We start from the raw sequence: 11,947 nt of genomic DNA, 5'->3' as shown, positions 1-11,947 counted from the left end.
ACTTTCGGAGTGACGGAGAAAGTTAGTTCAGCATGGTGTTGAATGTCCATGTCTAAGCGTTTAGGCTGTTCGGTCAGGTAAATCCGCCGAACATTAAAGCTGAGGCGTTATGGGATCCGGAGGCTACGGCCAAAGGCGATTGAATGATACTATGCTTCCAAGAAAAGCTTCGTTAGGAGTCTACAAGGGACCTGTACCGCAAACCGACACAGGTATCCGGGATGAGTATTCTCAGGCGCGTGAGTGAAATCTCCTCAAGGAACTCGGCAAATTAGCCCCGTATCTTCGGTAGAAGGGGCGCCTACTTCGGTAGGTCGCAGAAAAGAGATCCAATCGACTGTTTAGCAAAAACACAGCTCTCTGCTAAGTCGTAAGACAACGTATAGAGAGTGACACGTGACCAATGCGGAAAGGTGAATGCTGGAGGTGCAAGCTTCTGGTTCAAGCCCCCGTGAATGTCGGCCGTAACTATAACGGTCCTAAGGTAGCGAAATTCCTTGTCGGGTAAGTTCCGACCTGCACGAATCGTGTAACGAATTGGATGCTGTCTCGAGGAGATGCTCAGTGAAATTGTAGTCGCGGTTAAGATGCCGCGTTCCCGCAGCAGGACGGAAAGACCCTATGGACCTTTACTGTAACCTGGTATTGTTATTTGATTTTCAATGCGTAGCATAGGTGGGAGACTTTGAAGCCATTCTCCAGGGAATGGCAGAGTCAACGGTGAAATACCACTCTTTGTTTGTTAAATATCTAACGTTGTGCCGTTATCCGGCCAATGGACAGTGCTAGGGGGTCAGTTTGACTGGGGCGGTCTCCTCCTAAAGAGTAACGGAGGATTGCGAAGGTTTCCTCAAGTCGGTCGGCAATCGACTGGAGAGCGTATGAGTACAAGGAAGCTTTACTGTGAGACCTACAAGTCGATCAGTTGCGAAAGCAGGCTCAAGTGGTCCGGTAGTAGGACGTGGAACCGCTATCGCTTAAAGGAAAAAAGGTACCCTAGGGATAACAGGCTGATCGCGCCCAAGCGTTCACAGCGACGGCGCGGTTTGGCACCTCGATGTCGGCTCATCACATCCTGGGGCTGAAGAAGGTCCCAAGGGTTCGGCTGTTCGCCGATTAAAGTGGTACGCGAGCTGGGTTCAGAACGTCGTGAGACAGTTCGGTTCTCTATCCGCTGCGGGCGTTGGAGATTTGAGGGGTTCATTTCCTAGTACGAGAGGACCGGAAATGACGTGCCTCTGGTGTACCGGTTATCACGTCAGTGGTATCGCCGGGTAGCTAAGCACGGAAGAGATAAGCGCTGAAAGCATCTAAGCGCCAAGCTCCTCCCAAGATGAGATCTCCTTTGGAATTTATTCCATAAAGGATCCTGGTAGACCACCAGGTTGATAGGCTAGATGTGTAAGTAGGGTAACCTATTGAGCTTACTAGTACTAATGATCCAAACGATTTGACTCAATTACTTATTCCATTTACATTTTAAATTTTTGACCCAATGCAAATAAACTCGTTCTTTCCATCAACTATGCTAATCCAATTAGCAATATCCGAATCCATCACGATTTCTATCTGTCACAATTATTCCTAGCATAGGGAGACATTCTGGTGACAATAGGTGAGGGGAAACACACGTTCCCATTCCGAACACGATCGTTAAGCCCTCAATCGCCGATGGTAGTGCAGCCTAGCTGCTGTGCGAGAGTAGGTTATTGCCAGTATTATGACCCGTATTTTCTTAATTGAGAATACGGGTCTTTTTTTTGGCTTGCTATCCCGCAATCTTTGGATACTCTCCCCTACACCTACAGCAATAAACTTTCTTATTTACCGCTATGACTACCAATGCTTTCTCGAGCGATAACACAAATTGCCTAATCGACTTACGGAGTGATACGCTCACATTGCCAACATCTGGAATGCGAGAGACTATGGCGAATGCGGCTGTCGGGGATGATGTTTATGGAGAAGATCCTACAATTAATGAACTGGAACAGTATGCTGCTGAATTGAGCGGGAAGGAAGCGGCTTTGTTTTTGCCTTCGGCTACGCAGGCTAATCTCACCGCAATTCTTTCTCACTGCGAGCGTGGAGATGAATACATAGCTGGTTCTACTGCGCACTGCTATCTGTGGGAAGGGGGAGGCGCTTCGGTATTGGGTGGCGTTCAGGCGCAGCCAATTGATTTTGAAGAAGACGGCACGATTGATCTCAATAAAGTGCGAAGAAAGATTAAGCCAGAGAATGTTCATTTTGTGAAAACAAAGCTTTTGTGTATTGAAAATACAACGAACGGAAAAGCATTACCTTTTGAGTATCTTGCTAGGACAGCCGACTTTTGCAAAGAGGAGAACTTATTGCTCCATATGGATGGGGCACGCGTTTTTAATGCAATTATTCATTATGGAAAAGCCCTAAAAGAGGTTGCTGAGCCTGTGGATTCGCTAACCATTTGTCTCTCTAAGGGATTAGGCGCTCCGGGAGGTGCTTTGTTGTGCGGATCTCAAGCCTTTATAAAACGCGCTCGTAGGTGGCGTAAGGTTTTAGGGGGAGGTTTTCGCCAAGGTGGATTTTTAGCGGCAGCAGGCTTATATGCATTAAAGCACAATGTTGACCGCTTGTCGGAAGACCATGCTAATGCTAATAAATTGTTTGAGGGATTGAAGTCGCTTAATAGCCCTTTAATTGTCCCACTTGAGCAAAATACGAATATGGTGTTTGTTAAAATGGACGGGAAGTATATAGATGGGATTCTTGAGGAGCTAAAGATAAATAACGTTTTATTAGGAAAGTTTTATTTTGTGGATAATATTGTCCGCATCGTGACACATTTAGGTATTTCAGTACTTGATATTGAGTGCGCATTACAGACATTTCAAAAGATTTTAAACAACAAAACAGCCAGCATTTAAATGAACATGCAGTCTAATATTACCTTTGATGAATTCGAAAAAGTAGATATTCGCTCCGGTACGGTTATCAAAGCGGAAGTGTTTCCGAAAGCCAGAAAGCCTGCCTATAAGGTGTGGGTCGATTTCGGGGAGCATATCGGTACCAAGCAAACTTCTGCGCAAATTACGGATTTATATGCCGTTGATGATCTGCCAGGTATGCAGGTTCTCGGTGCTATTAATTTGGGAACAAAGAATATAGCTGGGTTTGTGTCCGAATTCCTACTTTTAGGATTTGAAGATGTGAATCAACATATCTCACTGGTCGCACCGACGAAATCAGTGCCAAATGGTAAGAAATTGAAGTAACAGGAGTACAGCTACGCCTTTAAGAAGCCATGATCTGGGCCGGTATGCGGCTTATGATCATCTCTTTTATCGTGCTCTTCCGGCTCCTCTTCTTTAGGTTTGCCGAATTTATCTGTCTTAGGTTTCTTAATACCATTATCCTTATCGTGCAGATAATCTTGTTTGTCGATCTTCTCTGTCCAAGCTTCTAGGTGGTTCACAAAGGATTCTAAGGCGTTGACGAAGTCCTGATAGTCTGTTTTATCTAAAACCAAGGTTCGTGTGATTAAAATTTCACCCATTTCGAGGTCGATGCCGAAGGATGCTCCACCTGTACCGCGGCCAAATGGATTTGCGTCCAGGAGCTTTTCATACAAAGCTTCTTTTTCAATGGGAGGGATAATGCAAACTGCAGAATAAATATGCGCGATACTTTCGTCATCGTTTGCTTCAATATCGACGGTAAATTTTTTGTCGAATATCAAACGGCATACTTTGTTTTCATCGAGCTTGAGGTTGCCTAGCCCCATTTGCTTTCCTAATTCAGATAATATGTCTCTAATGTTCATTGTTGTTTTTCTTTTAAGTTATTCTAGCTTTTAGGGCCGTTTCTTTTGATATACCGGCTTTTTCTCGCCACGGGTTCAGCCTCAGAGGCCTCAACCACGGGTTGGGGCTCTACTGCGTCTGTTTCAACAGTTGGCTCGGGTTTCTTTTTATTTGTTTTTTTAGACCAAACAGGTAAGCCGGCAGTTTGCAGGGCTTCACGAACTTCCATTCGACTGTCGAATTTTTGATCATCGCGGCGTTTTTGTTCATCAGCAGGAGGATAAGGACCTTCGCCAATCGGTTTGAGCGGGTAATCGAATTGCTTTTGAACATCAATATTGCCCTCATTGTCAATATCGACAACACGCGGTGTGATCAGGAACATGCGTTCCATGATCGTTTTTGTTTTGGTTCTTGTTTTAAATAAGAAACCAAGTAATGGGATTTCCTTGAGAATGGGAACACCGCCTTCATTGATACCTTCGGAGTGGCGGTAATAACCACCCACGAGCAAGCTCTGTTGCTCCATGATAACGGCTTGAGTGTTAATGGTGTCGTTGGAGACAATTGGGTTACCGGTTATGTTACTAGAAACATCTGCGGAACCGTCTTGAATGGATACCATTAATTTAATCTTCTTCTTGCCCTTGTCTTCAATGTAGCGTGGAGTGACGTTTAGGGTGGTGCCTGCGGAAACGTTTACTAAGTCTACTTGGCGGTCGCCTTGTAACTTAACATAGAAGGTTTGCTGCTTTGTAATCGTTGCTGCTAGGTTATTGAGCGTTAGAACGGTTGGGCGGGCGAGGACTTTAGCGCGACCATTTCTCTGTAAGGCTTGTATCTGTGTTGTGAACTTTACACTGTTCACGACAGAGCGCATATCGATATCGAAATTGAATCCGGAAGAGGCAGGTGTGGGGGTATCGCCATTGGGGGCGACGGCTATGCTGTCCTGGCTTTTTTTGCCGAAGTCTAATTTGAAATATTGGTTGCCTAAGCCGATAGAATCATCGCTGTTGACATCTACGATCATGGCGCTGATTTCGATGATCTTTACCGGTGTGTCCAGTGTGTCGATGATGGCCTGGTATTGAGACATTTTTTCAGGAATATCCCGTATGATGATTGAATTGTTGTGCGTATCTGCCTGAATAATGGAAGGAGATATAAGGCCAATCCCGTTGTTCTTATCCTTGTCCGGGTAATCGCCAGTGGCCGCTTCACCGAGTGCGACTTCACCGGCCTGGATGTCTTTGGCAAGGTTGCTTTTAATGAGACCTTTGCCCATTAATTTATTCATCTTATGCCCGGTGTTATCGGCATCCGTGGGGTTGATTTCATCGCCGCTGACGACATTTGGGCCAACGTCCATACCGGTTTCCATAAGGCCGCGGAGCATTCTGGCTACCCCGGGAATTGTAATCGTATTACTGCCGGATTCGAAAGAGACATCGTATGCCCAAGCGTATTTAAGGGGGAAAATCTTAATCGTAGGCTGCCTCCAATACGTGACCTCCATTCTCTGCTGGATGTGGCTGCCCAGCTTTTCCAAAAGATCTATGTAGCCTGGAGGGCCACTTACAAAGACAACACCGCCTTCATCAAAAACACGAACGGAAGACTGTGGGCTGGTAACATTCAGGCTTTTTAACGTTGCTAGAAGTTTTTGAGAGTCCAAATTGCTGACGCTCAGGATGCGGGATTCAATTTTGCTGCCCGGGTAGAAATACAAGATGTTGCCATCGTAGTACCAGATGAGATTATGAGCGTCTGAGATCTGTTTCAGGAATTGGTCTGGGGAGATGCCTTCAAATTTTCCGTTTACTTTGCCGGTGATCGCGGGATCTATTACAACATTGATGCCCTGGATGGCACCAAAAGATTCCAGTAGTGATTTAATATCAACATCCTTGGCGTAATGAAAGTATTGCTGTTGTTCCCAGGGGACGCCGGTTTCATTGACCTTTGCCGTGAGGGTGGTTGTTTGGCTGAAGGCTCCACTAAAGGGCATTATGCCGATAAGACAAGCGAGAAAAGGTTTTTTTAGATTAAGGTGCATTAAGTTATTATAAATTTTCAGGCGGAAGGCGAGGGGAATGGGGGCCTTGTGGGCAAGTCACCTTGTGCCGCTATAGCACTGTTCCAGAATTCCAGTGTGTTTAAAAATTCTTCCAGATATTCGAGGAATAGATTGAAATTGAGGTCTTCGAGCGGGATTTGGCGGTAGAGGAAAAGCGTATCTTCTTCGGGATCCCAGCTGATAGAGCTATCTTGCTCGTGGGCACGCACGAAGTTCCATTGAAGAATTTTTTTTAAAAAGGAAACACTCGGCTCGGGATAATTCTCCATTGCCCTGATGCTTGCTTTTATAACAAGGGAACGGTGGCCTGTAGGGAAGATCTCTACGTCGGAACGGCGATCAAAGAGGACATGGTAGTGGCCTGATTCGTCTGCTTCAGGGGGGTCCATCTTATAAAGTTCGGACAGTTCTTTTATGATCTGTTTGAGGCTTAGGCGCATGCGGTATATACGGTCAGATTTTATTGGATTTACACGCTCCCTGTCAAGGTGTTTGGCGTATGAATTTACGGCTCTTGGGCGACTTATAAACGAATGCAAAAGAAAGGCCCCGAAGCCATATTTCATGCTCGGGGCGCTTGTGGTTTATTTCCGTGACGGAAAATGTGTTAATGACTCATTAGAGTTTTCGAGCAGCTTCACGAACAGTGCTGGAAGTCTCTTGGATGATCGTTTGTGCCGATTGCTTGAATGCACCAATGTTAGCATTAAAGGCATCTCTGAACTGTACATTGTGCTGGTGTTTTAATCCAGCTTCCTGCGCTTCCTTTTGCCCCTCCAGCTCTGCGGATTTTTGTGCGGACTTCCACACATCACCTGCTCCTTCACCGCCCTTCTTTAAGAAGTCGAAAGCAGACCCCGTCATCTGTGTTGCGATTTGTACGCTATTCATTCTTGTCTGGAACTCTACGCTATTATGGTGTAATGCCTTTATTTGGTCTTCAGGCATATCACCCTTTATGATCGTTTTAAAGTTGCTCCAGAAACCAGCTAATGGTTCTTGCTCAACTTTTTGAAGCTTGGCTAGCTCAGATTGTTGGTTGGCCAACTCAAGTTCAGCTAGATCGATTTTACTCTTCAGTTCGTTTTGCTTACTCGTATCTGTGGTGCTTGTTAGCTCTTTTTTTAAGTTCTCAATTTCAGTTTCTTTTTTGGTAATAAGGTTTTCCTGATTTGAGATGTCAGTTTCGTATTCTTGACGAGCCGTTTTAGCGTCTTGCCAATCCTTGTATTCTTCGCTATCTACCTTAGCGTCGCCTGCTTTGTGCTTGGGAACCTTATTTTCCAGCTCCTTTAAATTGTTTTCTTTCGTGTTTAAATCATTCTTAAGATTTGTTAATTCAGTCTTGTCCGTGTCGATAGATTTTTGTAAATTATCGAGCTCTGTTAGCTTGTCTAAGTCTTTTAATTCACTGCCCTCTTGAGTCGCGTTTACCTTTTTAAGCTCTTTCAGCTCATTCGTTTTAGTTTCGATGGCTTTTTCTTTGCTCTCAATTTGTGTTTTTGTCTGCGTTATCTCGACCTGCTTGTTTTTAACATCGTTCCACTCCGTACTGGATTTATTTAACTCTGTTCCATCATACTTGGGAATCTTGTTTCTAACATCGGTTTCAATTTTTTTCAGGTTGTCTAATTTTGGATCAACCTTAGTTGTTGGATCGTTTTTCGCTCCCTGAATTGATTGCTGCTTTAGGCTCACCGAAGAATCTGAAGGCTTAGTCAAGATATTTTTGGCAGTCTTGGTTCCTGCTTTGGCGGAGATAACAGCTGAAGTGGTAGCACTTGCTACGGATAATCCAGCACTGACTAAACCTGTTGCAAGCGTGATCCAGGCTTGATTTTTTACTTCAGCCTGTTGTTTGTTAATTCCCGCAACAATTATTTGAATGTCTGATTCTGCTAATTGTTGAGCCAGTTGCCAAAATTTGCTACTGAGCTGCATCATTATCAGCATGAGTGCCAGTATTCCGGTGAGTCTAGAATCTGGGTTTTGAGGATCAATGGTATCCGCAATTTTCTTAGCGGCATTGCTTGCGGCAGTGACCTTAGCTTCTACGGTAGGAGCGTCTTCAATGCTCGTGATAGCATCTGTTGCTAAGCCAATTGCCTTATTCTCCGCTGCCAGAAGCTCTGGGTTCTTGGCCACATTGTCCAATGTTTTTAGCGTTTTGCGAGCAGCAGCCACAAATTGCTCTGTTCCTTCTTCTCCGGTATGTGTTGTTGCGGGTTTGACTAGTCTAGGACGTTCGTTGTTGGACGATTTTTCATCCAGCTTTTTTCTTAAAACCTCTTGCTCAACTCTTTTAGTGTTTTCCTTTTTCAGTAAGTCCACATCCTTCACCTTGGTCTTTTCGTGGGTACGCGTTACTGAAGGTTTGCCCGATTTGTTTATTTTATTTGAATTTGACATATGATTGCTCTCTATTGTTGATTAATTGTTTAAATGGTTTTTGTTACTCTTATATGTTGGATTGTACTTTTAAAACGGTGTTCTTCATGTCATCAACCATCTTGATCACCATTTTCATAAATTCGTTCTCTTTGGCAATCGCCTCCTTGGCTCGATTGAGTGCATGTTGAACCTGTTTTTCTATTTCTTCGGAAACCTTTTTGAAACCAAGGCTATCTGATTGGAACCGCAACGTTTCGTAGGCGTAAACTGTTTGAGGAACGCCTAGACTAACAGTTGTAATAGCCTCTGCTCCGGATTGTGTGAATCTACCTACAATGGCGGCACCTTGCATCCAAGCCAGTGCGGTTGCGGCTGCCCCCACAGGTGCTGCCAAACCTAATGAAAACAAAGTTGCTATCCATGCGGCTATAGCGCCGGCGATCGTAATGAGAAACACTGCTATCGATCCACCGAGTTGAACTCCCATAATGACCCATGGGGCTGCCTTTTCCGCATCTTCTTTACTGATACCAAGAACGGAAGTCAGAAGACCTGCTACAAATTCATTTACTTTTTCTTGGCCTACACCCATCGAAACAGCGTTAAATACGAGCGATCCGGCACTAAACAAGGCGCCCAGAACTAATGGAACTCCTATGCAAACGACTGCTATGAGTATTGGAGCGGCGGCTCCAAATGTCAATCCAGTGACGGCTAACGATGCCACAATCGCTACTCCTAAGGCAAGAATGGAAAGGGCGGCTAATGCTAGTCCCCCAATGCCCAAGACAATTCCTACTATGTTATTTGCTTTTGAGATACCCTCTGCAGTACCTGCTCTTTCCTGACTGGTGACCAATGCTGTTTGAGATTCCTTCAATACGGCATGCTGTTTGTCGGAAAGACTTTTCATTTCGGTTAAGTTCATTTTGCTACGTGCGCTTTGTAGCTCGGATATCAGGATCATAATGCTCATGATCGTTTCCATGTCACTGGATTTTCCAAAGGCCTGAGAGGAGAAAGATTGTATTTCCTTTGCATGAGCTTTCATCTCTTGAGGAAGCCTTTCCAAATTTTTCTCCGAAAAAGCGTCTTCCATGATACCCCGTGCAAGCGGTCTTAGTTCCTCTATCTTCTTCTCTAGGGCTTTACCCTGAGGAAAACCGGGATACATAGTTGTCACGCTATTCTGAAATACGGATTCGACATATTTCTTATCCAAAGGCCTTTCCATCTTTTCCTTTACGTCATCTAATTTGTTGAAATTGACGGTCTGGGTGGGAACGGAAAGTATCGGTTTTTGCGTTATTATGGCAGGTTGCTCAATCTTTTTTTTTGTTGAAAATGAATTTGTTTGGCCAACCGATTGCTTCTTTTGAGAAGTTACCTTTTGCGCCTCATCTCCCTTTGTCGCTCGGATGTTTTGCGTGGAATCTGTTTTTGTTGGTTTTATTGGCATATTATTTTATTTGTTAAAATGGTTATTAATTTATTTATTATCCTTTGTGCTAATGACTTCCAGTAACGACTTTCCGCGTTTAACAACCTCTTTGTCTTGATCGGAAAGGTTTTCTAATGGCTCGTCAACGATGTAGCTTAAAGCAACCTTTGCTTGCTCGATGTCCCCTTTGGCGATATGGCACTCGGCCACGTGGAAAGGAGCTTGAATATTATTTACGTCAAGCATAATGACTAAAGCGTAGGCTCTTAGTGCATCATCATATTGTTTTAGCATTTGGTGACATGCGCCGAGACCCATCCAGTATTTTGTTTCCTTCAGGTTCATGTGTGTCAACGGCGTAAAGATATTGATGGCATCTTGGTACTTGCCATAGTTGTAAAGGGTATAAGCGCTTGAATATAGCGTTTCCGTTTCCTCATCGCTTAATTTGCAAAGATCCTTTAACGAAACTTGATGTAACACGGCATTCATCAAGAACTCCTGAGGGTCGATTTTGTTGAAGTCTTCTATTGCCTTTTGGATTTCTTCGTTTGTTGCTTTTTTCATAATAAAGTTTTGTTTGGGATTCGCAGTTTAATTGATTGTTTTGTGTTTTAATCTCTCACTAACAACTACAATTTACTCGCATTTAGGGCTTTGTCAAATGACCGGGGCATTTTTTTTGAAAGTTTTTTTAATAAAATCTCAAAATTGGCAGGATAAATGCTCAAATAGTCGTTTGATTCAAGCGCTTTTGCGTAAAAAAACAAAAAATGCTCCCGATTTTGGGGAGCATTTTTTGTTTTGAATTATTTTTAAATTGAGAGCATTTAGAGCTACATCCTACTCCAGAATTGGCCAGATTGATCTTTCATTCCGCCGGATAATCCAGAAGCAATGGATATGATATCATTGTTTTTGGTGATAACGTCCTGAGCTCTTGTGCTCACTTCACTTGCCTCGTCACTTAGTTTTTTGGCCTGGTTTTGCATGCCGTTAAGTCTTCCCGTTAAACCTGCTTTTCCTACCGCGCTCCAAAGGTATTCAGCATCCTTGTCATGTACGGTGTGTTTAGGATCCTTTGTATTAAAACCCTGGCTTCTAGCGTAAATAGCAAATGCCACTCTGTCTTCTTTGCTAACACCTGGTCCGTGTAGTACGTTTTTGACAAATTTTGCATTAACGGTTCTCCACTCGGCATCCGTTTGAGGACCTTTTCCATCATTCATCGCTAGAGCTTCATTCAATACGCGCGCAAGCTCATTGTATAGATGAATATTGCCTTGCAGTGCTTTCAGTTGTTTCTGAATGTCCACTAATTTTTTATCATTATGCTCATGCAATGTCAGTAAGGTGGCAATTGCGGCCCAGATAATACTCCCTGGGATTTTAGAGCCACTGCTGCTTGTTTGGTCTAGCTTCTCAAGCTTATTGTCCTTTGCCGCAGCTGCCAGTTTCTGTCCGGCAGGTGCTTTTAGGTCGGTATCAATGAAGAGATTGAGTAATTTGAGCTCTTTGTCATTAAAGTGCCCGCTTTGAAGCATTTGTTCTTTAATGAGTGCTTTGGTCTTTTTATCAACTTTTGAAAAATCAATACCTGAATCATGAATGACGTTCAAGGCATTTACGATAAGCTTTCTGTTATCTGTTATCTGGCTTAGGGTATCAGAGATTTTTATTAAATTTGCTTTAAGATCCTCCACGCCACCTTTTGGTTTTTGCGAAACTGGCGTTTTTGGAGATGATATTGGTTTATTTGATTCGTTCATATTCGCTTTCCTCGTTTTTGAAATTAATTACTATATGTTTGGATGGCTTTTACACCCTAAAGGTACTCGCATTCAGCGATTTGTCAAATGAGCCAAGCATTTTTTTAGGCTAAAGAATGCTATATTAGCCGATAATGACGCGCAAAATTGCTTATATTTTTACGCCACGTTTAGATACGCCAATGTTTGCCCGTTTAGCGTTTTCTTCAAATGGAGACTCTATTTTGCCTCCCTTAGTTAGGTGATGGGCGGATTCATTGATAACGTTTTTAACTTTATCTTGAAACTCACGAGAGCAATCTTTTAATTTGGGGTATTGATCCAGCTCTTCCTCTGTGATGCCAAGTGAAGCACAGGTCTGATTTCTCCCCTTTTCACCTTGTTTTAGGGAGATATCAATGTCACTTATCATCTTATCTATTTCAGCTAAAACTTCATCTATTTCGTCTTCTGGTGTCTTTTCTGTCATAACACCTTAAGT

General features: G+C 43.5%; 10 protein-coding genes and 2 rRNA genes (1 of these 12 only partly in view). 4 read left to right on the top strand and 8 right to left on the bottom strand.

Annotated features, from left to right (window positions below; translation table 11 throughout):
• The 4 genes from AUJ82_01350 to AUJ82_01335 form a co-directional block, all read left to right on the top strand.
• Window positions 1–1,455, top strand: a 23S ribosomal RNA gene (locus AUJ82_01350) (it extends 1,466 nt beyond the left edge of the window).
• A gap of 146 nt (window positions 1,456–1,601) precedes the next feature.
• Window positions 1,602–1,718 (top strand): 5S ribosomal RNA (rrf, locus tag AUJ82_01345).
• A gap of 114 nt (window positions 1,719–1,832) precedes the next feature.
• The gene (locus AUJ82_01340; protein OIO60651.1) at window positions 1,833–2,909 is read left to right on the top strand and encodes a low-specificity L-threonine aldolase; all 1,077 of its coding nucleotides are present in this window, start codon (window positions 1,833–1,835) and stop codon (window positions 2,907–2,909) included.
• 6 nt (window positions 2,910–2,915) lie between these two features.
• Window positions 2,916–3,257, top strand: coding sequence for a tRNA-binding protein (locus AUJ82_01335; protein ID OIO60799.1), 342 nt, complete (start codon window positions 2,916–2,918; stop codon window positions 3,255–3,257).
• Window positions 3,258–3,268: 11 nt separating this feature from the next.
• Here AUJ82_01335 and AUJ82_01330 read toward each other — a convergent pair whose 3' ends face one another.
• The 8 genes from AUJ82_01330 to AUJ82_01295 all read right to left on the bottom strand — a co-directional run bounded on the left by AUJ82_01330 (window position 3,269) and on the right by AUJ82_01295 (window position 11,935).
• Window positions 3,269–3,805 carry a hypothetical protein gene (locus AUJ82_01330; GenBank protein OIO60650.1) on the bottom strand — a complete coding sequence of 179 codons (537 nt, stop codon included), beginning with the start codon at window positions 3,803–3,805 and terminating at the stop codon, window positions 3,269–3,271.
• Window positions 3,806–3,828: 23 nt separating this feature from the next.
• Window positions 3,829–5,844 carry an EscC/YscC/HrcC family type III secretion system outer membrane ring protein gene (locus tag AUJ82_01325; protein OIO60649.1) on the bottom strand — a complete coding sequence of 672 codons (2,016 nt, stop codon included), beginning with the start codon at window positions 5,842–5,844 and terminating at the stop codon, window positions 3,829–3,831.
• Window positions 5,845–5,861: 17 nt separating this feature from the next.
• Window positions 5,862–6,431, bottom strand: coding sequence for a hypothetical protein (locus AUJ82_01320; protein OIO60648.1), 570 nt, complete (start codon window positions 6,429–6,431; stop codon window positions 5,862–5,864).
• Window positions 6,432–6,483: 52 nt separating this feature from the next.
• A complete protein-coding gene (locus AUJ82_01315; GenBank protein ID OIO60647.1) occupies window positions 6,484–8,274 on the bottom strand; it encodes a hypothetical protein in 1,791 nt (596 codons plus the stop codon).
• Window positions 8,275–8,323: 49 nt separating this feature from the next.
• Entirely contained in the window at window positions 8,324–9,715 is a 1,392-nt protein-coding gene (locus AUJ82_01310) for a hypothetical protein (GenBank protein OIO60646.1), read from the bottom strand.
• 30 nt (window positions 9,716–9,745) lie between these two features.
• On the bottom strand, window positions 9,746–10,264 hold the full coding sequence (locus AUJ82_01305) for a CesD/SycD/LcrH family type III secretion system chaperone (GenBank protein ID OIO60645.1): 519 nt from the start codon (window positions 10,262–10,264) through the stop codon (window positions 9,746–9,748).
• Window positions 10,265–10,533: 269 nt separating this feature from the next.
• Complete coding sequence (locus AUJ82_01300; protein ID OIO60644.1) at window positions 10,534–11,466, bottom strand: hypothetical protein; 933 nt, start codon at window positions 11,464–11,466, stop codon at window positions 10,534–10,536.
• A gap of 151 nt (window positions 11,467–11,617) precedes the next feature.
• Complete coding sequence (locus AUJ82_01295; GenBank protein OIO60643.1) at window positions 11,618–11,935, bottom strand: hypothetical protein; 318 nt, start codon at window positions 11,933–11,935, stop codon at window positions 11,618–11,620.
• Between the last annotated feature and the right edge of the window lie 12 nt (window positions 11,936–11,947).

The organism is Verrucomicrobia bacterium CG1_02_43_26 (genome assembly GCA_001872735.1).
Lineage (GTDB): Bacteria > Verrucomicrobiota > Verrucomicrobiia > Opitutales > CG1-02-43-26 > CG1-02-43-26.
This window is presented reverse-complemented; position numbering and strand designations above follow the sequence as displayed.

Bases quoted from the DNA above. Each gene is read 5' to 3' on its own strand.
- AUJ82_01340 (OIO60651.1), top strand. From the start codon at position 1,833: ATGACTACCAATGCTTTCTCGAGCGATAACACAAATTGCCTAATCGAC.
- AUJ82_01330 (OIO60650.1), bottom strand. From the start codon at position 3,805: ATGAACATTAGAGACATATTATCTGAATTAGGAAAGCAAATGGGGCTA.
- AUJ82_01295 (OIO60643.1), bottom strand. From the start codon at position 11,935: ATGACAGAAAAGACACCAGAAGACGAAATAGATGAAGTTTTAGCTGAA.
- AUJ82_01300 (OIO60644.1), bottom strand. From the start codon at position 11,466: ATGAACGAATCAAATAAACCAATATCATCTCCAAAAACGCCAGTTTCG.
- AUJ82_01325 (OIO60649.1), bottom strand. From the start codon at position 5,844: ATGCACCTTAATCTAAAAAAACCTTTTCTCGCTTGTCTTATCGGCATA.
- AUJ82_01320 (OIO60648.1), bottom strand. From the start codon at position 6,431: ATGAAATATGGCTTCGGGGCCTTTCTTTTGCATTCGTTTATAAGTCGC.
- AUJ82_01315 (OIO60647.1), bottom strand. From the start codon at position 8,274: ATGTCAAATTCAAATAAAATAAACAAATCGGGCAAACCTTCAGTAACG.
- AUJ82_01305 (OIO60645.1), bottom strand. From the start codon at position 10,264: ATGAAAAAAGCAACAAACGAAGAAATCCAAAAGGCAATAGAAGACTTC.
- AUJ82_01335 (OIO60799.1), top strand. From the start codon at position 2,916: ATGCAGTCTAATATTACCTTTGATGAATTCGAAAAAGTAGATATTCGC.
- AUJ82_01310 (OIO60646.1), bottom strand. From the start codon at position 9,715: ATGCCAATAAAACCAACAAAAACAGATTCCACGCAAAACATCCGAGCG.